Annotated in this window: 18 protein-coding genes; 6 read left to right on the forward strand and 12 right to left on the reverse strand. The window is 65.2% G+C overall.

Annotation, left to right across the window (positions count from 1 at the left end):
• Nucleotides 1-223 precede the first annotated feature (223 nt).
• The 3 genes from ACODS4_RS10885 to ACODS4_RS10895 all read left to right on the forward strand — a co-directional run bounded on the left by ACODS4_RS10885 (nucleotide 224) and on the right by ACODS4_RS10895 (nucleotide 6,719).
• Nucleotides 224-4,630, forward strand: a complete 4,407-nt coding sequence (locus tag ACODS4_RS10885) for a LamG-like jellyroll fold domain-containing protein (protein ID WP_488863463.1) — start codon at nucleotides 224-226, stop codon at nucleotides 4,628-4,630.
• Nucleotides 4,631-4,986: 356 nt separating this feature from the next.
• Nucleotides 4,987-6,087, forward strand: coding sequence for a hypothetical protein (locus tag ACODS4_RS10890; RefSeq protein WP_488863465.1), 1,101 nt, complete (start codon nucleotides 4,987-4,989; stop codon nucleotides 6,085-6,087).
• A complete protein-coding gene (locus ACODS4_RS10895; protein ID WP_488863467.1) occupies nucleotides 6,084-6,719 on the forward strand; it encodes an SPRY domain-containing protein in 636 nt (211 codons plus the stop codon). Before ACODS4_RS10890 ends, ACODS4_RS10895 begins: the two co-directional genes overlap by 4 nt.
• A 171-nt stretch (nucleotides 6,720-6,890) precedes the next feature.
• On the opposite strand, the gene ACODS4_RS10900 is transcribed toward ACODS4_RS10895, so the two are convergent.
• Nucleotides 6,891-7,349 (reverse strand): MaoC family dehydratase, encoded by a 459-nt coding sequence (locus tag ACODS4_RS10900; protein WP_488863469.1) that lies wholly within the window; start codon nucleotides 7,347-7,349, stop codon nucleotides 6,891-6,893.
• A gap of 134 nt (nucleotides 7,350-7,483) precedes the next feature.
• On the opposite strand from ACODS4_RS10900, the gene ACODS4_RS10905 reads away from it, so the two are divergent.
• Nucleotides 7,484-8,086: a TetR/AcrR family transcriptional regulator gene (locus ACODS4_RS10905; protein WP_488863471.1), complete on the forward strand. Its 603-nt coding sequence runs from the start codon at nucleotides 7,484-7,486 to the stop codon at nucleotides 8,084-8,086.
• Between the two features lie 18 nt (nucleotides 8,087-8,104).
• On the opposite strand, the gene sciP is transcribed toward ACODS4_RS10905, so the two are convergent.
• The 8 genes from sciP to ACODS4_RS10945 form a co-directional block, all read right to left on the reverse strand.
• Complete coding sequence (gene sciP / locus ACODS4_RS10910; RefSeq protein ID WP_488863473.1) at nucleotides 8,105-8,458, reverse strand: CtrA inhibitor SciP; 354 nt, start codon at nucleotides 8,456-8,458, stop codon at nucleotides 8,105-8,107.
• 199 nt (nucleotides 8,459-8,657) lie between these two features.
• Nucleotides 8,658-9,968 carry an ABC transporter ATP-binding protein gene (locus tag ACODS4_RS10915; protein WP_488863475.1) on the reverse strand — a complete coding sequence of 437 codons (1,311 nt, stop codon included), beginning with the start codon at nucleotides 9,966-9,968 and terminating at the stop codon, nucleotides 8,658-8,660.
• A gap of 16 nt (nucleotides 9,969-9,984) precedes the next feature.
• A complete protein-coding gene (locus tag ACODS4_RS10920; protein ID WP_488863477.1) occupies nucleotides 9,985-11,742 on the reverse strand; it encodes an ABC transporter permease in 1,758 nt (585 codons plus the stop codon).
• Nucleotides 11,743-12,332: 590 nt separating this feature from the next.
• Nucleotides 12,333-13,064, reverse strand: coding sequence for a flagellar hook assembly protein FlgD (locus tag ACODS4_RS10925; RefSeq protein WP_488863479.1), 732 nt, complete (start codon nucleotides 13,062-13,064; stop codon nucleotides 12,333-12,335).
• A 62-nt stretch (nucleotides 13,065-13,126) separates the two neighbouring features.
• The gene (locus ACODS4_RS10930; protein ID WP_488863481.1) at nucleotides 13,127-14,950 is read right to left on the reverse strand and encodes a flagellar hook-length control protein FliK; all 1,824 of its coding nucleotides are present in this window, start codon (nucleotides 14,948-14,950) and stop codon (nucleotides 13,127-13,129) included.
• A 305-nt stretch (nucleotides 14,951-15,255) separates the two neighbouring features.
• Nucleotides 15,256-15,768 carry a flagellar basal-body protein gene (locus ACODS4_RS10935; protein WP_488863483.1) on the reverse strand — a complete coding sequence of 171 codons (513 nt, stop codon included), beginning with the start codon at nucleotides 15,766-15,768 and terminating at the stop codon, nucleotides 15,256-15,258.
• Nucleotides 15,761-16,141: a rod-binding protein gene (locus ACODS4_RS10940; RefSeq protein WP_488863485.1), complete on the reverse strand. Its 381-nt coding sequence runs from the start codon at nucleotides 16,139-16,141 to the stop codon at nucleotides 15,761-15,763. The genes ACODS4_RS10935 and ACODS4_RS10940 overlap by 8 nt, the downstream gene beginning before the upstream one ends.
• The gene (locus tag ACODS4_RS10945; RefSeq protein WP_488863487.1) at nucleotides 16,138-17,280 is read right to left on the reverse strand and encodes a flagellar basal body P-ring protein FlgI; all 1,143 of its coding nucleotides are present in this window, start codon (nucleotides 17,278-17,280) and stop codon (nucleotides 16,138-16,140) included. The genes ACODS4_RS10940 and ACODS4_RS10945 overlap by 4 nt, the downstream gene beginning before the upstream one ends.
• 232 nt (nucleotides 17,281-17,512) lie before the next feature.
• Here ACODS4_RS10945 and ACODS4_RS10950 point away from each other — a divergent pair, with 232 nt between their 5' ends.
• Together ACODS4_RS10950 and dksA are read left to right on the forward strand one after the other, a co-directional pair.
• Nucleotides 17,513-17,938: a flagellar assembly protein FliX gene (locus tag ACODS4_RS10950; protein WP_488863488.1), complete on the forward strand. Its 426-nt coding sequence runs from the start codon at nucleotides 17,513-17,515 to the stop codon at nucleotides 17,936-17,938.
• A 260-nt stretch (nucleotides 17,939-18,198) separates the two neighbouring features.
• Nucleotides 18,199-18,618 (forward strand): RNA polymerase-binding protein DksA, encoded by a 420-nt coding sequence (gene dksA / locus ACODS4_RS10955; protein WP_488863490.1) that lies wholly within the window; start codon nucleotides 18,199-18,201, stop codon nucleotides 18,616-18,618.
• Nucleotides 18,619-18,706: 88 nt separating this feature from the next.
• Here dksA and ACODS4_RS10960 read toward each other — a convergent pair whose 3' ends face one another.
• The 3 genes from ACODS4_RS10960 to flgA all read right to left on the reverse strand — a co-directional run bounded on the left by ACODS4_RS10960 (nucleotide 18,707) and on the right by flgA (nucleotide 21,293).
• A complete protein-coding gene (locus tag ACODS4_RS10960) occupies nucleotides 18,707-19,504 on the reverse strand; it encodes a C1 family peptidase (protein ID WP_488863491.1) in 798 nt (265 codons plus the stop codon).
• Between the two features lie 261 nt (nucleotides 19,505-19,765).
• Nucleotides 19,766-20,539 (reverse strand): flagellar basal body L-ring protein FlgH, encoded by a 774-nt coding sequence (flgH, locus tag ACODS4_RS10965; RefSeq protein ID WP_488863493.1) that lies wholly within the window; start codon nucleotides 20,537-20,539, stop codon nucleotides 19,766-19,768.
• 13 nt (nucleotides 20,540-20,552) lie between these two features.
• Entirely contained in the window at nucleotides 20,553-21,293 is a 741-nt protein-coding gene (gene flgA / locus ACODS4_RS10970; RefSeq protein ID WP_488863495.1) for a flagellar basal body P-ring formation chaperone FlgA, read from the reverse strand.
• Nucleotides 21,294-21,323 lie beyond the last annotated feature (30 nt).

The raw sequence follows: 21,323 nt of genomic DNA on the forward strand, positions 1-21,323 counted from the left end.
TTTTCAAAAACATGTTGCCTGTGGGATAAAATCCGCCATAAATTCCTAGCTAGGCGATGGTTGAAGGACCAAATGCCGAACAAGATCTCGCGACCGACCGGCCCAACCGGATAACCAGCCCGGCGCGCGGAGTCTCACGCCCCCTTTCCCAATGGAATGCCCGTCCGAGTCGGCGCCGCTGTCGCGCGCCGTCGCAGGCTTCCCATGTCCCAAGGAGATTTCTGTGAGCAACAACGGCATTACTTTGGTTGGCCTGCCTGTGGCGGCCAACGGCCTGCTCAGCGCCCGGTCCTCGGTCAGCTCCGTCGCCATTGGCGCGGGCGTCAAGCTGATGATGGTCGACACCGGCAAGGGCTTTGAACCCTCCATGTGGGTGGTCGCCAGCGACGCCGCCAACCCGGCCAATTCGATGGCTGGTTCGGTGGTCGATTACAACCCGTCGAGCGGCGCCCTGACCATCCAGGTGGTCGATGTGCGCGGCGGCGGCACGCCCGCCTCCTGGATGATCGCCGTCAGCGGCCAGACCGGCCAGACCGGTCTGACCGGCCCGCAGGGGAGCCAGGGCGAGGTTGGTCCGCAAGGCCCGCAGGGCGTCGTCGGCCCGGTTGGCCCTCAGGGCGACACCGGGGCGCAGGGTCCGGTTGGCGCGACGGGTCCGCAAGGTCCGCAAGGCGTCCAGGGTCCACAGGGCGACAAGGGCGACACCGGGGCGCAGGGGCCGGTTGGTCTGACGGGTCCGCAAGGTCCGCAGGGCGTCCAGGGTCCACAGGGCGACAAGGGCGACGCCGGGGCGCAGGGTCCGACTGGACTGACGGGTCCGCAGGGTCCTCAGGGCGTCCAGGGTCCTCAGGGCGACAAGGGCGACACCGGGGCGCAGGGTCCGACGGGTTTGACGGGTTCGCAAGGTCCGCAGGGTGTTCAAGGCCCGGTCGGCGCCACGGGTCCGCAGGGTCCTGGAGTGGTCTGGGCTGGGAATTCCGGCGGGTCCGCCAACGCGCCGACTCTGACGCCGACCCCGGCCTTGGGGGACCTGACCGGCAATCCTTCCTATGAATTCATCGCCACGGCCACGAACAGCGGCCCCGTCACCCTGAACGTGTCGGGGACCGGCGCGGTCGCTTTGCGCAAGGCTGACGGCGCGGCGCTGAGCGGCGGCGAACTCCAGGCCGGAACAAAATACGCCGTCACCTATGACGGCGCCGTCTGGCGGTTGGCCGGTGGCGACGCGTCGGTTCTGCAAACCGCGCCGACCTATGCGGCGTCGGGCGCGACCACCACGGTGACGGGCGAACTGGTGTTGGCGGCCTACGAGCAGATCGCCGGTCAGACCTTCAACCTCGACTACAACACGCGGGCCAATTACGCCGAGCAGGACGCCGTGAACGGCACCGACGCGACCGGCGGCGCCTTTGCACTGCACAATGTCGTGGGCGGCGTGGTTGACGCAAACACCAAACTGCTGATCCATGCCAACGGTCCGAACGGATCGACCGAGATCATCGACGAGCGTGAGATTACCCCGTTCGGGACGCACTGCGCCTATTTCGATGGGACGGCGTATTTCGACGTGCCGTCCAGCTACAAGATGGCGTTTGGCTCCTCGCAGAACTTTACGATTGAATTCTGGGCGCGCCGTTCCGGCGCCACCGGCGCCGCCTCCTTCCTGCTCGACACTCGGACGGACAGTTCGGACAACGCGGCCAACAAGATCGTGCTGTATGTGAACAGCGCGGGCTATGTTGCGTTCGAGACCAACTCCATCGCGCGCATCACGTCCGGCGTGTTGTTTCCGGTGGACGCCTGGACGCATTTCGCTTTGGTCCGCAACGCGGGCGCAACGACGCTGTATCAGGCGGGAGCGCCCGTCGGCACATACGCGGACGCCACCAACTATCCCAACGTCAACATGCGCTTCGGCATGAGCATGGCGGTGACGGCGGGCTTTGTTGGCTGGATGGATCAGGTCCGTGTGTCGAAGGTCGCGCGCTACACGGGGGCCTTCACGCTGCCCGTGAGCGAGTTTGCGACCGACGCCGACACCATTCACCTGTTCCAGTTCAACGACGGCCATGGCAGCCAGTTCATCCGGGATTCCAGCAAGTCTGGGCATGATCTGAGAATGTACGGTGGGTCGATCTCCACCAATCGGGCGAAGTTTGGCGTCAGCTCCTATATGAAAAGGGATTCAAACTCTGGCGGTATCGTGGGAAATGCTAGCAAACCCAGCGCCAATATCATCATGGGAACCGACGATTTCACGGTGGATTTTTGGTATTACCCCGTTGGCATTTCCGGCGACCCGGCCATTTTGCTGACGCTTTCCGATTTGGACCAATGGGGGCCGTCGCTTCGTCACAACTTGAGTGGCAGCATCCGCGTGTCGTTGAGCGGCAATGGAAGTTCTTGGAATCTCGCGGACAATCTTTCCATCGGCACGCCGACGAACAACGCCTGGAACCACGTCGCCGTCGCGCGAAGCGGCGCCAATGTCTATTGCTTCCTGAACGGGGCGTTGACGCAAACCATCACGGTGGGCGCGTCGAATCTGTTCACTGCCACCTCGGGCTATTTCCATTTGGGCGGTCGTCCCGACAGCAGCGCGTACTCCATCAATGGCTACATTGACGAGATTCGCATCAAGCGCGGCCAAGCGGTCTGGACCTCCGCCTTCACTCCGCCGACCGCTCCCTATGTGACGGACGACGCCACCATTCTGCTGTGCCATTTCGACGGCGCCGACGGCGATGTGGTGACGCTGGACAGCAGCGAAAGCAGCTATGGGACCGACGCCTTTGGCGATGGGATGATCCCGGCGCTGACCTTCGCCGGGTCTGCGGCGCTGGATTCGACCTACACGCGGGGCGGCAATGCCACGTCCTTGAAGCTGAATGGCACGAGCCAGTACGCTTCCATCCAGTTCGCGACGCCGGGCGCCGGGCATCCGCTCTATTTCAGCGCATCGGACAAGTTTTGCATTGAGGGGTGGTTTTATATTGGCAGCTTTACCGGCAATCCACTCCTCTTCACCCTCACCGGGGTGAGCGCGGGTCAATCGACAGAAATGTTTGTAACCGTCAGCACGACGTTCACTCGCTTGTGGGTTAACAACGCCCTATCTGCTGAGGGACCTATCCTGTCGCTGGGGTGGAACCACATCGCGTGCGTGAGGGAGTCGAGGGGCTGGGTGGTGTACTCCAACGGGGTTGCGGGGACCCCGTCGAGTCCGATGACGTCGCTTTCCTATGCGGCGGAAGGTTACACCCTGCTCTTGGGGGGCTACCTGAGAACATCGCAGTATCTGAATGGAGCCATCGACAGCTTCCGCATCACCCACGGCAAGCCGCGCTATGAGGCCAATTTCACGCCCGGCAATCTGACGCCGGACGCTGACACGGCGCTGCTTTATGTGTTCAACGGCGCGCCGGGCCAGAAATGGGTGAAGGAACTCAGCAAGAACACGGCGCTGATCCAAAGCACGAACGCGCGCACGGTGAAGGATGGCGTTTACATTCCGGCGCCCAGCAACGGTCTTTCCGTATCAACGGCGCAATTCGCTTTTGGTTCTGGATCGCTGGCGGCCAACGGATCGGCCCAGTATCTGGACATTCCGTCCGCGACCGTCGCTTCGGCGTTCACTGGGAACTTCACCGTTGACTTCAGGGTCCGCTTTGCCGCGCTGGGGGGAGGCAATCACGTCAGCATGGTGACGAAAGGCTCGACGACTCTGGCGAACATGACCATCCAGATCCAGACGATTCCGACAAGCAACGCGTTCCGCTTCACCCTTTACAACACGTCTGGGACCCCTGTCTCCGCCGTGAGCGCCACCACGGCGGCGGTCAACACATGGTATCATGTCGCCGCTGTTCTGAACGGCGGCGACATGCTTCTGTTCATCAACGGGGTCTTGGAGGCGACGACGCCCATCAGCGGCGTTGTGGGCGCAAACACCAACCCATTGACCATCGGAAGTTTTTGGAACGGGTCTGAGCGTTCTGAGTTTTTCAACGGCCACATCGACGAACTCCGCATCTCCAACACCGCCCGTTGGACCGCCAACTTCACCCCGCCGACGGTTCCCTATTCCAGCTTGCAAAATTACGTCACCGGCCCCTCTTGGGTGGCGACCAAGCCGGGGGCTTCGGCGCTGGATCTGTCGGCCTTTTCCAGCATCGACGGCGCGGCCCTCTCCGGCGCGACGCCGCTGGGAACCGCGCTGACCTTCCTGGCCTCGTTCGACGGTTACGCCTCGGCCTTGGCGCGGTGGAACGGTTCGGCCTGGGTGTCGTCGGGCTACGCCATGACCTGGGACGGCTCGACCTTGACCACCAGCGCCACGGCGGCGGAGTTGAACGGGGCGGGCAACAGTTGGGCGGAGTTTCAGGCTGGCCTGTTGGCGTGGAGCGACGTGATGGGCGGCACGGTGAACATCGTCGCGGTGTTGAGCACGTCGAACCCGTCCGTCACCCCGTCGCTCGACAACATCGCGGTGACGATGGACGAGTATGTGATGATGACGCCTGGCGTCGATTACAGCGTCCGCCGCAAAAAATCGACTGGCGCGCAGACCCTGACTTTGACGCGGGTCAAGAGCGGCGGCGCCAACCAGGTGGTGGCCTACATCCCCTAACCCTGGCCCTAACCCTGGCCCTAACCTTGGCGGACCCGGACTGATGCAAGGCCGATGGGCGCGTCACGCGCCCATCGGCTTTTGCTCCGTTCAGCAAAAGGGGCGGACGAAACCCGTATGTTCAGGTTGGCGCGGGTTTTTCAAAAACCCAGTGCTGCCGCCACCAAAGAAGAATATAGTCCTATTATTGCGAATGTCGAAGGCTCCAGAACCTTCAACGCTCGCAACCAAGCGGTCGGATCGGACAACCGAACCGGCCTGCGTCACCCCCCCCCCCCACACTTTCGATGGAACGGCTTTCCGGCTGGCGCCTCAGCGCGCGGCCACAGACGTCCCATGCTCAAAAGGAGAGAACAGTGAGCAAGAACGCAATTGCATTGCTTGGTCTGCCGGTGAAGGTCAATGGCCTGCTCAGCTCCGAGTCCGCGACCCACACCGTGGCGATCGGCGTCGGCACCAAGGCTTTGGTGATCGACACGGAAATGGGCTTTGAGCCGTCGATGTGGGTGCTTGCCACCGACGCGGCCAACCCAGCCAACGCGATGGCGGGCACGGTGGTTGATTACAACCCCTTGAGCGGCGCGCTGACCTTCGACGTGATGGAGACCTATGGCGGCGGCACCCCGTCCGCGTGGCATGTGGTGCTCAGCGGCCCAATCGGCGCCCCCGGCCCGCAAGGCGTGAAGGGCGACACTGGCGCACAGGGGCCGATTGGTCTGACGGGACCTCAAGGCGCGCAGGGCGTTCAGGGCGTGAAGGGCGACGTCGGCGCCCAGGGGCCGATTGGTTTGACGGGTCCTCAGGGCGCGCAGGGCGTTCAGGGTGTGCAGGGCGACGTCGGCGCCCAGGGGACGATTGGTTTGACGGGTCCTCAAGGCGCGCAGGGCGTTCAGGGCGACAAGGGCGACACCGGCGTTCAGGGGCCGATCGGACCGACGGGACCGCAGGGGCCGGTTGGACCGAGTGGGACGACCGATTGGGAGGGCATCACCAACAAGCCCACGACCTTCGCGCCGTCGGTCCACACCCACACGGTGTCGGACACGACCGGCCTGCAAACGGCTCTGGACGGCAAAGCGTCGCTGGCGGGCAACCAGTTCACCGGCGATCAGAATCTGGGCGGCAACGCGGCTTACAACGGCGCGCTGAAAGCGGTGACGCCGTCCTTGAACACCAGCCTCACCCCCAACGAACTGACGGTGGATTTCCGCACCGGCCATCAGGCGACCCACAGCGTCACCGGCAACCGCAAGATCATTCCGGTTTTCCCGGCCAATGGCGGCGTCGGCATCCTCGACCTGACCAACGCCGGGACCGCCACCATCACCTTTTCGGCGGGAAAGAAAACGGCGAACGGCGCGTCGCTGTCCTTCACCACGTCGGGTCTTGATCGGTTGATCTTCATCGGCACGGACTCGAATTACGAAGTCATCCTGCGCAAGGACATCAAAGCATGATGCAGATTGACATGATCCTTTCGCAGGTGATGGGGTCTGAGGGCCTTGTCATGCCGACCGCGTGGAATCCCTTGGACAAAGGAGTTGATGTCACGTTGTCGGATGCGAACCTGACGGTCCATACGACCAATGCTCCAGCCGACGAGAATTGTTATGTCCGATCCGTCGCCTCAGTTCTTGTCAACACGACGGCGGGATATTATTGGGAAATGCGTTGCAATGACGACACAAACAGCGAAACCTTTGGCGTCGCGACCTCGACTTGGGGCGGAAAGCATGATGGAAGTGGTTTCTGGGGCGTTCGCCGCACCGTTGACTCCCGTATCTTCAGGTGTGGGAACGGAATCAGCATCGACAATGTGGCGTCGGCGGTCAAACAGGTTGGCGATGTCTATCAGTTGGCCTTGAAGGATGGTTGTCTCCATGTTGGGCTGAACGGGGTCTGGATTGGCGCAAGCGATCCGGTGGCCAACACGTCTCCCCTCTGGTCCGGGATCACAGGCCAAGTGTATGCGGCGGTCACAGACCACGACAACACGACCAGCACAAATGCGACCGCCAATTTTGGCGCTTCGGCGTTCGTTTACCCGGTTCCGGCTGGTTTTTTGGCGGGGTTTGGTGTGCCGCTCTGACGGACGGTGTGCGTTGAACCGTCGATGTGGTGAGCGGGCGGTTGCTTGGGGTGTGGCGTGCGTCAATGAACGAGTGACGCGTCACCAAACCAAAGTGACCTGAAACGAGTGTGAGGAAGGCCGGTGGGCGCGCGACACGCCCATCGGCCTTTCCATGCCCGTCAACCAGGATCAGGCCCGCTCTTCCAGACTGACGCGGGTCGGGGCCAGCAGGTTGGCGATCAGGGTTTGCACCACCTCGTCTTTTTGATTCAGCGTGACGATTCGCACGCGGGCCACGCCGTTTTCCGGGCGTTTGGCCGAGAGCCGGGTTTCCAGAATCTCGCCCTCGATCCGCAACTGGTCGCCGGGGCGGGTCGGTTTCGGCCAGGTGACGGCGTCCACCCCCATGCCGATGTAGCCGCCGGCCAGCTTGGCGTCGCTGGTGACGATCATCCGCATCGTCAGGCTGGCGGTGTGCCAGCCGCTGGCGGCCAAGCCGCCGAACAGGGTGGCTTTCGCCGCCGTCGGGTCCAGATGGAAGGGCTGGGGGTCGAACTGACCGGCGAAGCCGATGATCTCCTCCTCGCTGACGGTCAGCGGGCCGCCGGTGAAGCGGTCCCCCACGCTCAGATCGTCGAAATAGCGCATCCCCCTGGTTCCTTTCGGCGCGTTTGGCGATTATGATGGAGACCGTTCTGTCTCATGAGCGCAGGATAGAGACAGGTCTGTATCATTGTCAATCCGCCGATGTCGGGGGATGGTCAAGCGGCTGAGGGCGGGGCATGGACGAGACGAAGCCGAGGATGGCGGAACCGCGCAAATCGGCGCGCGAGCGTATTTTGGACGCGGCGGCGGAGCTTTTTTACCGCGATGGCATTCGCGCGGTCGGCATCGACACCGTCATCGCCCAATCCGGCGTCGCCAAGATGAGCCTCTACCGCAATTTCGCGTCCAAGGATGATCTGGTTTGCGCCTATCTGGAACGCAGCGCGCAGGCGCACGCCCGTTGGTGGGACCGGATGGCGGCGCGCCATCCCGACGATCCGAAAGGGCTGCTGAAGGGGCTGTTCGTGGCGCTCAGCCATTGGATCGCCCATCCGGAGTTTCAGGGCTGCCCCTTCGCCAACGCGGCGGCGGAGTTGCGCGACCCGGCCAACCCGGCGCGGGCGCTGGCGTTGGCGCAAAAGCGGGCGGTGCGCGAACGGTTGCGCGCGCTTGCGGCGGCGGCGGGAGCGGCGGACCCCGACCGTCTGGCCGCGCATCTTCAGGTGTTGATGGAGGGGGCCTATTCGGCGGGGCAAACGCTGGGCGTCGATGGCGACGCAAACGCCGTGGCGTCAGCGGCGGCGGCGTTGATCGACGCGGCCTGTGGCGAGAACGCCTGACCGTCGCGGCGGCGCTGTTTACTCGGCGGCGTCGATGCGCGAGCGATCCGGCAACGAACCGTCACGGTAATCTTGCAGCCGAGTCGCCCGCAGGCCGCGCAGGCCGTGGCTGTCGATCAGACGTTGCCAAGACAGGAACTCTTCCACCGACAGGGTGTAGCGGCGGCAGGCCTCTTCCAGACTGATGAGGCCGGATCGCACCCCGGTGACGACCTCCGCCTTGCGGCGCATGACCCAACGCTTGGTGTTGGGGGGGGGAAGATCATTTTCAGTCATGGGATGCCCCTCTGGACCAACAACCGTCGACCCGTCGGTCGCATCTTGGCCGGTTTCAAGGCCGCGATCACCGGAGGCGTGTTCGATGAGTGTCATGCGCGGACGCTCCAACCCAAACTGTGCGTTCCACAATTCCGACGGTCACTTTAGGGGTAGGCGCTTAACAAATGCCTAAACGATACGGTTAACGAATTTCTGAGCGCAACAGGCTTGCGCGGCTTCGGCAATGAACATGCACACAAACGACATGGGAAGGCGCGCGGGTTGCGCGCCTTCCGACCGGCGGCGTGGTGGGTTACTCGGCGTCCTCGAAGCCGAAGCTTTCGCTTTCGTCGTCGTAGGTGAACAGCTCGGCGTAGCGCGCCCAACTGGTCACGGCCCGCAGGGTCTCGTCGGCGTAGCCGTCGCTCATGTGGGCGGTCAGTTCCGCAAGGACATGGTCGGCGGGCAGCCGGTGGTTGGGGGCCTGTTTGAGGGCGGCGTGGATGTGGGCGGCCAACGGCACGCGCAGGACCAGATGCTCGGCGAACAGGCGCTTGCGGTCCTCCACCCCGGATTCGGCGAACAGGCGGCCCGGTTCGGTCAGGTGGATGTCGCCCTCCGCCACCTCGGCGAAGCCCAGCGTTTGCAACGCCTCGGCGATCGGGAACAGATCGTCGATCTCGTGCTGGAAGGCCGAGGCGAGGTGCGGCAGGTCGGCCTTGCCGTGATAGGCCGGGGAGGCCAGCGTTTCCAGCAACCCGGCCAGCAGATTGGTGGAGACCTGCACCATCGGCTCGGCGTGCGCCGGGGGCCGTTTGGCGGTGGGGGACGCCAGCGGCGGCAGGGGTTTGCGCGCGGTCATCAGGCCATAGATGTCATCGACCAGCGCGCGGAAATCCGGCTCCAGCCGGTTGCGCGGGTGGGGCAGCTCGACCCGGATTTCCGCCGCCACCCGACCGGGGTTGGAGGAGAAAACCAGGATGCGGTCGCACATCAGCACCGCTTCTTCAATGTTGTGCGTCACCATCAGGATCGACTTGATCGGGAGGCGCCGCTCCATCCACAGATCGAGCAGGTCGGTGCGCAGCGTTTCCGCCGTCAGCACGTCCAGCGCCGAAAACGGTTCGTCCATCAGCAGGATTTCCGGGTGGACGACCAGCGCGCGGGCGAAGCCGACGCGCTGGCGCATGCCGCCCGACAGTTCCTTTGGGTAAGCCGATTCAAAGCCGGACAGGCCGATCAGGTCGATGGCCTCCTCGGCCCGCGCCTCGGCCTCTTTGGTTGGAACGCCCTTGGCCTTCAGTCCGGCCATGACATTTTCCCAGACGGTCAGCCAGGGAAACAGGGCGAAGGTCTGAAAGACCATCGCCACCCCGTTGGTCGGGCCGCTGACCGGCGCGCCATGGTGGCGAACATTGCCGGAGGTCGGGCGAACCAGCCCGGCGACGATGCGCAGCAGGGTGGATTTCCCAGAGCCGGAGCGCCCAAGCAGCCCGACGATCTCGCCGTCCTTCAGGGTCAGATCGACGTCGTCGAGAACGACATACTCCTGGCCCGACGGTTTCGGGTAGGCCTGACGGACGCCGTTCAGCTCGAAAATGGTGGTGTTGACGGTGTTCAGCATGACGATGTCCCTCTTCTCAGGCGAGGCGCAGGCGGCGTTCGGCGAAGGCGTACAGTGGACGCCACAGCAAACGGTTGAACAGGGTGACGAACAGAGCCATCACGGCGATGCCCAGCACGATGCGGGGGTAATCGCCCTCGGCGGTGGCTTGGGCGATGTAGCGGCCCAGCCCATGGGCGGTGAGCGTGGTGTCGCCCCAGCGGACGGCCTCGGCGACGATGCTGGCGTTCCACGACCCGCCCGACGCGGTGACGGCGCCGGTGACGTAATAGGGGAACACGCCGGGCAGCATCACGTCGCGCCACCATTGCCAACCCCGGATGCGGAAGTTGGCGGCGGCCTCCTTCAGATCGCTGGGGAAGGCGGCGGCTCCGGCGATGACGTTGAACAGGATGTACCATTGGGTGCCCAGGATCATCAGCGGGCTGAGCCAGACGTCCGGGTTCAGGTCGAAACGGACGATCAGCACGACGGCGACCGGAAACAGCAGATTGGCCGGAAAGGCGGCGAGGAACTGGGCGGCGGGCTGCACCGCTTCGGCCAGCCGGGGCCGCAGCCCGATCAGGATGCCCAGCGGAACCCAGATCAGCGACGCCACGGCGATCAGAACCACCACCCGCAGCAGCGTCGCCCCACCCAGCAGGAAAGCGAGGCCGACGTCGCTCCAATCCGCGCCGGAGGCGATGAAGGACAGCATCGACCAGCCGCAATACAGCCCGACGACCGCCAGCGTGGCGTACCACGCGCCATCCACCCACCGCGCCGGAACGCGGTCCAGCCAGCGGGTCAACGGGCGGGCGGCTGTCCCGACGTTCAAAGCGCGGGGCAGCGCCAACCGCCACCAGATCGCCCGTCCGATCAGCGCGTCGAGCGGGGCGAAGAGGGCGCGGAAGAAACGGGTGCGCTGGTACAGGTCGAGCAGCCAGGATTCCGGCGACTCCTGCGACCCGGTCAACTCGACGCGGAACTTGGCGGCCCAGGCGACCAAGGGGCGGAACAGCAGTTGGTCGTAGGCCAGAATGACCAGCAGCATCGCCAGCACCGCCCAGCCGACGGCGTCCAACCGCTGCTGGGCGATGGCCTCGGCCAGATAGGATCCGACGCCGGGCAGGGTGATGGTCTGGTCGCCCACGGTGATCGCTTCGGACGCGACGACGAAGAACCAGCCGCCGGACATCGACATCATCATGTTCCACACCAAACCGGGCGCGGCGTAGGGGGCTTCAAGCGTCCAGAAACGTTGCCAGCCGGAAAAACCGAAACCGTCGGCCACCTCGTCCAGATCGCGCGGCACGGTGCGCAGCGACTGGTAAAAGCTGAAGGCCATGTTCCAGGCTTGGCTGGTGAAGATGGCGAAGATGGCGGCGCATTCCGCGCCCATCACGCTGCCGGGAAACAGCCCCAGAAAGAAAACGACGGTGAAGGAGATGTAGCCCAGCACCGGCACTGATTGGAGCACGTCCAGCACCGGAATCAGCAGCATCCCCGCCCGGCGGCTTTTCGCCGCCAGCGTGGCGTAGGTGAAGGTGAAGACCAGCGACGCCGCCATCGCCGCCAGCATCCGCAAGGTCGAACGCAGGGCGTATTCCGGCAGCATCCAGGGATCGAGAACCACCGGCGTGGTGGCGATGCTGTCCAGCGGAGCCGCCATTTGATGGCCGCCGATGGCGACCAGAGCCAGCAGGCCGATGACCAGCGGCAAAGCCAGAACGTCCCAACGGTTGGGGGTGGCGTCGGCGGCCTTGACCGAGACGCTTGTGTGTATCCAAACCATGACCAACCCATCCCGCGACTCCCCCATCCGGGGATTCGCTTGGCAAAGCGTGGCGAAGGCGGTCCCCGCGCGGGAACCGCTTTACGGAAAGTGGGGATGAATCAGCGACTTCGCGGAGTCGGCTCGCGCGACACGCCGCGCAGCCCGGTGCGGAAACGCAACGGGCGCACGGGGAATCGAATGGTGAGTGAAAGAGTCACCAAGGTCCACCTGCGTTCGGTTCGGCGACAACGCCGACCGGGGTGGACCTGTCGGCAGGTCAGCCCAGAATCAGCGTCGTCGAAATGTTGGGTCGAGGTCGACTACTGGGGCTGTCCATCTCTTGCCTTTTTGGGTGGTGGGCGTGGCCGCGCTCATCGCGAACACACGCGCGCCAGCCGATGATGCGGTGACGTTGGTTTCCGTCTACTCCCGAGCCATGGCCCGGTCAAGGCGCGCGTGCGGGGTTTGCGGAAGGTGAAAGAGATTTCACGAAGAGCGGGGCGGCACGGGCGCGACGGCCTGTTCGCGGTCCCAAAAACGACGATGGCGGCTCCCGGATCATCGCCGTGGGAGCCGCCATCGTGGGGACGGAAAGACAGGCAGGGGCCTCAATACACCGTGGTGATGCTGGACAGCGGCACTTCGTTGCTGTTGATGCTCAGAACGGTTTCGCCATTCTTGTCGTTGCCGATGCCGGACACCGTGCCAAAGGTGTAGGTGGTGGCCTTGATGGTCGCGTCCTTTTGGGCGCTGGTCGGGGCGACGTTGATCTTGTAGGCGCCGGGCTGCACCGCGTTGCCGCTGTCGTCCTTGAAGTCCCAATTGACGAGATGCTTGGTTCCCGCCGAGGTGTCGCCGACCAGCGAGCGGACGGTGCGGCCTTGCGCGTCCTGGATGTCGACGCGCACTGACTTGGCGGCGGTGTCCAGTTCATAAGCCAGCGGCGCCTGGGTCATGCCCTGGGTGTATTGGAAGGCCTCGCCCTTGAAGGCCACCGTGCGGTTGAGATAGGCGAGGTTGGTCGAGGCGGTGCTCGACCCTTGCAGCTTCAGCAATTTGTCCAGGCGGCTGTTGGTGCCGATGTTCTGCTCGACGTTGGCGAACTCGACCAACTGCTTGGTCATGTCGTTCGTGTCCATCGGCTTCAACGGATCCTGGTTTTTCATCTGGGTGGTCAGCATGGTCAGGAAGGTTTGGAAATTGTCGCCCAAACCCTTGGTGGCCGCCTCCGTCTTCGCCTCGTCGCTGGTGGGGGTGTTGCTGGTGACGGTCTTCGAGCCGGTGGACTTGGTGCCCGACGCGGTGCCGAACTGGTTGATGGTCAGGTCGCTGGTGGCCATGGCGGATGTCCTTGCAGGCTCGAAAGGCCGGTTGGGCCGAATGGGGAAGAGAAGACGCTGGCTTAGGCCCGAATGTCCAGTCGGCCGTCGCCGACCGTCACGGTGTAGGCGGCGGATTGGCCGGGATCAGCCTCGTCGCCCGCCCCGCCCCGCAGGCCGCGCCCGCGTTTTCCCGATCCATTGCCGTTGCCGTCCCCCTGGGATTGGTTGCCGTCCCCGCGCAGGCTGAAATTCAGGCTGTTGGAGTCGGTTTGCAGACCGGCGTCTTGCAAGGCGCGTTCCAAACCACGGCTGTCGCGTTGCAACAGCTCCAGCGTTTGCGCCTTTTCCACCGCGACCATCGCGTTGACCCGGCCATCGGCGCCGATGTCCAGCTTGATGTCGATGCGGCCCAATTCGGCGGGGTGCAGGTTGATGGTGAATTGATCGACGTCGTCGGCGACGTTTTTCTTGATGTGTACGGCGACCTGATCGGGAACCCCCAGCGGCGTTCCGGCGGTCCCGCGCGAGGGACGGAGGCTGGCCGCCGCCTGGGTCATGTCGATCTGCGCGGCGGCGCGCGGCGCCTCCATGGCGGCCAAGGCGGCGTGGGTCTGGGCGGCGGTTCCCGCATGGGCGCTGGCCGTCTCGGTTGTCGCGGCGGCGGCGGTTGCGCCGGTCAGCGCGCCGACGGCTTGGCTGTCCGCCGTGGTCTTCAGCGCCTCAAGGCCGGGGGGCGGTGGGGCGACGGCCTGGAGAGCGGCGGCTTGCGCTTGCGGTTGGCCATCGTTCTTGCCGGATCCGGCGTCGCCGCCGGCGGTCTTGCCGCCCGCCTTGTCGCCCATCTTGGCCTTGGCGGCGGCGATCAGGTCGGCAAAGCTGGCCGGGATGGCGCCGTCGTCATCGCTGGGCAACGCCTGGGTGGCGGCGTCGCCGCCCGTTGCGGTCGGGGCGGCGTCTTCAGCCAAGAGTTTTGCCGGGTCGAGCGGTGTCTCGCCCGCGCTGGCCTTCGCGTCCTTGCTTTGCCCGTTCGGATCGGTTGCGGCGTTGGGGGAGGCGGCGGTTTGACCGGCGGTCGCCGCCGCGTGCTGCGCCTGGGCCAGACGGGCGGCCAATTGCGCCGCCGGGTCGGTTCCCGCCGCCGCCGTCGCGCCGCCTTGCGCGGCTGCGGCTGATGCGGCTGCGGCGTCCGCGTCGGTCTTCGGAGCGGTTTGCTGGGTGGCGAGGCCGCTCAGTTGCAAGCTGGCCAGCAGGGTGTCGCTGGTCGGGGTGACGATTTCGACGACGGTTTCGGTGACGGTCAGCGTCGCGTCGATCACCGTGGTCGTGTCGGACGGGGCGGCGTCGGCGGCCTGACCGTCGGACGCGGGATCGCCATCGGTTCCCCCGGTCGCGTCCGTCTCGGTCGCGGCGACGGTCGCGTCCTCGTCGGTCGCGCCGTCCTTGGCGCTGACGGCGTCCGCTGTGGTCTTGTCGGCGCTGGGCGCGGCGGCGCCGTCCTTGGCGGCGGGTTTGTCGGTCTTCGCGGCGGTGGCTTTGCGCGGCGGCGCGTCGTCCTTGGCGCGCACCGTGTTCTTGGCGTCGTCGCGCGGGGCGGGCTTCGCCTCGGCGGTCTCGCTGCGGGCGGGAGGCGGTTCGGTTTTCTCGGCCTGGCGCGGCGGCGGCGCGGCGTCAAGGCGCGGGCGCTCGGCGCGCACCGGAGCCTGCTGCCGCTTGGCCTCGGCCCGCGCGGCCTGAGCCTCTTTGGCGTCGTCTTTGGCTTGCGCGCGCTTGCGGTCGATGGAGTCGCTTATCATGCGGTCCATCATCTTGGAAAAGGCGTCGTCCTTGGTCCCGGTCCCTTGCGTTTGGGACTGGGACAGCCCCTCGAACAGGGAGGCGGCGGAGATGTTGGATTGGATTTCCATGGGACGATCCCTCAAGACGGCTGGACGCATTGGGTCAATGCAACAGGTGGGCCAACAGAAAGACACGGGGCGCGGCGCAGAAAACAGGCGGGCGGGGTCGGTGGGGCGGGCGGTGGTGGACGAAGCGCTCGGCAGTTCCGGCCTGAAAGATCGGCAAAATTCGCCGGGTGACGGCGCTTCTTGCCGCAAACCGCAGACGCGGCCCAAGCAAGACCCTCAAGGAAAAAAGGGCCGCTCGTTGCGGAGCGGCCCCCGAAAGCGTTCGGGAAGTTCGGATGGAGGACGTCACGACGCGCGGGCGCGCGTCAAAGCCGGGTGTTGAGCGTCGCCGAGGCGCGCGTGCCGCTGGGCGGCGGGGTGTAGCCGCGCCCACCGCCCATGTGCGCGGCGTAGGCGGTGGTCGGGGCCTTTTGCGCCTTGGTGACGGCGCCGACCACGGTGTCGACGATGATCTTCTGCGCGATGCCGCCCAGACGCAGCGCTTCGGCGTTTTCCGCCGAGGCGGCGTACAGGGCGGTCGCGGCCTCTTTCAGCGAGGCCTTCAACTCGTCGGGCAGGTTGCGCATGCCGTCGCGGTCAACGCGCAGGGTGCGGGAAATGTCCTCATAAACCAGCGACATCGGTTGCTTGTCCTTGGCGAACTGCGCCAGCTCTTTGGTTGGGCGCCGGGCCTGGACGGCGGCGGTTTCCTGTTTCAACAGGCTGGTCATGCGGGCCATCAACGTGACCAGCGCGGTCGCGCGCTCCAGCGCGTTCTTCGGCAGGTTGGACGGCGGGGTCTTGGCGGGCTGGGGGAAACGGACGTCGACCTTATCCATGGTTGGCCTCCTGGGCGCGAAGAAGCTCGTGGTAGACTTGGTTGGCGATGCCGAAACCGCCGCGCTGGGTCATCTGTTTGCCGAACTGCTCGATCAGCATCGGCTTGAACATTTCCTCGCCGCGTCCGCCGCCGAACGTTTCGTCGGTGCCGATGCCGTCGAACATGTGGCCGAGCATCTGCGAGACGAAGACATTCTCGAACTCGTTGGCGGATTTGCGGATCTGGGCAAGCTTTGCCGGGGCGATTTTGGCTTCCAGATCGGAAACTTTCGCCTCGGTGCGGACGCCGAACCCCTCGGCCTTGGCCCGCTCGATCAACGTCGGCAGGCGCGGCGCGGCGGCGGTGGGAAGGGCGGGGGTCAGGTCCATCATATCACCTCGATCTCGGCTTGCAGGGCGCCGGCGGCCTTGATCGACTGAAGAATGGCGATCATGTCCCGTGGTCCCACACCCAGAGCATTCAAGGATTGTACCAACTCCTGCAACGTCACCCCGGAATTCATCACGGCGAGGCGATTGTTGGATTGTTCGTCCACCTGGATGTCGGTGCGCGGCACCACGGCGGTCTGCCCCTGGCTGAAGGGGCCGGGCTGGCTGACCTGCGGAGTCTCGGTGATGCGGATGGTCAGGTTGCCCTGAGCGATGGCGACGGTGGAGATGCGGACATTCTCGCCCATGACGATGACGCCGGATTTCTCATCGACGACGACGCGGGCGACCTGATCGGGGGTGACGCGGAGCTGTTCGATCTCAGTGATGAGGCCGACGACGTCGCCGCGCCGGGCCTCGGGCACCGTCAGCAGCACCGACGACGGGTCGGTCGCCTGGGCGCGGTTGCCGCGAAGCTGGATGTTGATGGCGGTGGCGACCCGCTGGGCCGTGGTGAAATCGGGGTTGCGCAGGGACAGGCGCAGAACCGGCAGTTCGGCCAGCGAGAACTGAATCTCGCGCTCGACGATGGCGCCGGAGGAGATGCGCCCGGCGGTCGGCACGCCGCGCGTCACGCTGGCCCCCTGGCCTTGGGCCGAGAAGCCGGAAACGGCGATGGGGCCTTGCGCCACGGCGTAGACCTCGCCGTCGGCGCCCATCAGCGGGGTGACGAGCAAGGTGCCGCCCAGCAGGCTTTTGCTGTCGCCCATCGCCGAGACGGTGACGTCGATCCGCGTGCCCTGCGCGGCGTAGGCCTGAAGCGTGCCCGTCACCATCACCGCCGCCACGTTCTTGGTGCGCATGTTGGTGCCGCGCGTGTTCACGCCCATCCGTTCCAGCATGCCGGTCAGGCTTTGTTCGGTGAAGGGCGAGTTGTTCAGGCTGTCGCCGGTGCCGTTCAGGCCGACGACCAGGCCGTAACCGATCAGCATGTTGTCACGGACGCCCTCGACATCGACGACATCCTTGATACGGGCCGAGGCGGCTTCCACCGGCGCGGCGGGCAACGTCGCCGTCAACAGCAGGGCGACGGCGGCAAGCGCGGCGGCGCGGCGAAGAAAGGCGAGGGGGGCGGATGTCATGACGCGGGCACTCCTGAACGGGCGCGTTCATCCATACAAACGCCGTGCCAACACGGAAGATTCTGGGCTTTGCCCTAAGGAATGATCGAAAAGATGAGCGTTGGAGCGCTTTTGTCACGCTCAGGCGGCAATTTTTGCCCGATTGCGGCAAGGCTTGACCGGGTGTTAAGGTTGGCCCATCTAAGGTACGCGCGTTGGCCGCGTCCCCTTCTTGCAAACGGTCGCACGGATCATGAAAGTCGAAGGCACCGGAAAAACACGCGGCAGCGGTACGGTTCGCCGGACCGGCAAGGCCGACAGCGCGTCCGGCGCCGCGTTCTCCAAGCAATTGGTCAGCGAGACCAACACCGCCCATGGCGTGTCCGCCACCGCGTCGATGAGCGGGGTCAGCGGCGTGCTGGCGTTGCAAGAGGTGGACGCCACCGACGACGCGACCGCGCGGGCCTCGCGCGGCAAGATGCGCGCGGAAGAGATGCTGGACAAGCTGGAGGAAATCCAGCACGGCCTGTTGTCCGGCACCCTGTCCAGTCAGAGGCTGGTGGAGTTGGCCAAGGTGGTGCAATCCCGCCGCGCTCAGGTCGATGATCCGGACCTTGCCGAAATCCTCGACGAAATCGACCTCCGCGCCCAGGTCGAACTGGCCAAGCTGACCTCCTGATCCATATTTGTGACATGTTGGCGGTTCGGAGGTCTCTGGAAGAACTCCGTCAGCGCCCCCACGCCGTTCGCTGGCGGGCCGTTTGACCCGTCCGGAGATGGGGAGGTTGGCGAGGCTTCCCGGAAAATGGGCGCAATTCTTTTTTATTCCAAGGGTTTGTTTGGCTGTTGCCGGGGCCAACCATAGGGTTGCGGTCCCGGCCTCGCCTGCCTATACTCCGCGCCGCCCGGATCACCCCTTTTCGCGCTGGATGCTTTCGGATGACGTCGTCGACGCTGCCTCAGAACTACTCCCCGTCGGAAGACGAGGAGTTCATGAACCCGACCATGGTGGAGTATTTCCGCCAGAAGCTGGTGCGCTGGCGCGCCGAGCTGCTGGCCGAATCCACTGAGACGTTGAACAGCCTCCAGGAAGGCGGGATCCAGGAACCGGACATCGCCGACCGCGCGTCGGCGGAAACCGACCGCGCCCTGGAATTGCGCACCCGCGACCGCGAACGCAAGTTGATCTCCAAGATCGACGCCGCGTTGGGCCGGATCGCCGATGGCAGCTTTGGCTATTGCGAGGAGACGGGGGATCCGATTTCGGTCCGCCGCCTCGACGCCCGCCCGATCGCGACGCTGAGCCTTGAGGCGCAGGAGCGTCACGAGCGGATGGAGCGCACGCAGCGCGACGATTGACCGTCGCTCACGCGTCGGTCAGACGTCAGGAACACAGCGCGCGGGGGGCGTCCCCCGCGCGCTTTTCCCTGTCCAAAGCCGCCTTTGTTCAGACGATGATCCCGTAGCCTTCGCTGAAGCCCGCCTTGATGTAGTCGGCGCTGGCGTAGGCGAAGCCCTTGTCGCCCCACTTTTCGCTCCAACTGTTGCGGATGATGAAGGTTCCGTCGCGGCGATAGCCGACCACGCAGACCGCGTGGCCGCCGCCCGCCGTTTCGCGGCGGTAGCGCTCCAGCTCGCCGTCCGGTCCCGCGTTCATCCAGGCCGAATCGACGGCCAGACGGGTGATGATCGGCCCGTTGGTCGCCAGCCATTTCCGCCAGACCGTCAGATTGACGCCGAGATTGTGGTAGCTGCGAATCTTGAAGCGCGCCGCCTTGGTGTAGAAATCCTGCGCCGTCCCCTGCCACAACGGCCCGTGCAGCGGCAAATCGGCTTCCAGCGCGCAGCCATATTGCCGGGCGATGTCGAGCGCCCGTTTCACCTCGGTCCCTTCCTGTTCGATGAAGGTGGTGGGGTAGCTGGTCAGCGTGTCGGTTTCCTTGTCGGCCATCCAGATGAAGCGCGGCGACAAATGGGTGTCAAAGCCGATGCCGCCCTTTTGGGTGAAGTGATAGCGCAGCAGCCCGTCCGCCGTGGCGAATCCGACGCAGGCCCCGGTCTGTCCCTGGTTGCTGATCGTCCAGGCGGGCGCGCGCAGATCGACCGAGTCCGGCAGCGCGCTGGAAGACAGCGCCTGGACCGTCCCGGCGTCCAGCGCCGCTTGCCACGACCAATCGCGCTGAGGATCGCGGGAAGGGATGCAGTTCAAAACATAGAAAGCGGATGGCTGTTGATCGATCATCATGGGAGTCCGTTGCGGTGGCGTGCCGTTATCGGGATTTTTGTCAAGAAAACTCCCTTGATGGTTGATTCGATTCGTCCGGCTGTAAAGGGGCCATGGGATGTCGCGATGGGACAAGGGGAGGGACATGGCCCTCTGACGTTGGTCGGAATCAGCCCGGCAGAAGCCGCCGCCCGGCAAGAATGACCGGGGGAGAGCGCAACGACGAACAGGGGGCTGTTTCCAGCCCCCCTTGCCCGTGACGGCGATCCGACAGTTCCCTTATCAGAACGGCATGATGATGTCGTAGAGCTGCTGGCCGTAGCGCGGCTGCTGGACGTCGGTGATCTGACCGCGCCCGCCGTAGGAGATGCGCGCCTCGGCGATCTTCTCGTAGCTCAAGGTGTTCTGGGCGGTGATGTCTTCGGGCCGGATCACGCCGGTGATTTGCAGGTCGCGCAGTTCGTAGTTCACGCGCACCTCTTGATGCCCCTGGATGACCAGGTTGCCGTTTGGCAGGGTTTGCGTGACCAGGGCGGCGACCTTCAGCACAATCTTTTCGGTGCGGTCCACCGACCCCTTGCCGTCGTTGGCGGTCGAGCTGGACAGATCGACCAGGCTGGAGGCGGAAGCGCCGGCGGGCAGGACGCGGTTCAGCGTGCCGGCTTCCAGACCGAACAGGTTCGGCATCCCGGCCTTGTCGGAGTTGGCGCGCGACCGCTTGCTTTCGTTGGCCAGCTTGGCCTGATCGTCGATGGCGATGTTGATGGTCAGGATGTCGCCAACCTTGTTGGCGCGCTGATCCTTGAAGAAGGCCTTGGCTCCGGTCCGCCACAGCGAGTTCGGATTGCGCTCGGTCGGCAGCGGCGTCGGCATCGGCAGGCTGACCGGCTGATACCCGTTTTTGGCCTGGGGATCCTGGATTTGGCTCATTTCCGGGGCCTTGCCGATGTCGCCAATGCGCGACGCGGCGTTGCAGGCGGTCAGCGACGCGGCGGCGGCGGCGATCAGAACCAGACGCAGGGCGGTCTTGGCGGCGGCGGTCTTGGTGGTCGTCATGGGAGCTTTCTCCTTAGTTCGAGGCGATGCCGGGCTTTGCCACGGCGACCAGGTTGGGGCCCGCCACCGTCGCTTCGACGATGCGGTTGGATTGGGTGTTGACGACGCGGATCACGTCGCCGCGACCACCGTCTTGCAGGGCCTTGCCCTGGGTGGTCAGCGACAAGACGCCGGTCGTCAGCGTGATGAGGACGATGGCGCCCTTGTCGACGATGCGCGGCGATTGCAGATCGCGCAGCCGGACGGGCTGGTTGGTGGACACGCCGCGCTTGGGCGTCATGCCGATGAGTTGGGCGTCGGTGGCGGCGGTGTCGCTGCTGGTTTGGTCTGCGCGAACATCCTGCCAGTCAATGTCGCCGGGGCCGATCATGTCGCCGGGAACGACGCGGCGGACCAGCACCGGCACCTGGACCACGCCGAAGGCGCGGCCCGCGATGGGCAGGCGCACCACCGGGTGGGTGTTGGCGACGACGATCTCGGCGGCGAAGCGGCCCTGAACCGGGTTGTAGTAGAGGTTTTCCACAGCCAGGCTGCCAGCGCCCTGCGGGGCGCGCAGCTCGATGGCGCGGGTGTCCAGCTCCATTTGCAGGCGGCCCACCGTAATCACGCGGGACAGCGCGTCGGACAGCGCCGCTTCCACATGCGCCACGCCATAAACCACCGCAGGCGGCTCCAACGCGACGGCGGACGAGACGACGCCGGGGGCGGTCAGCAGAGCGGCGCCGAGGAGGAGGATCGACAGGGTGCGGGTCATGGCGGCGGTTCCTGGTGTCAGAGCGTTGGG

It is taken from the genome of Azospirillum sp. FG154, from assembly GCF_057809575.1.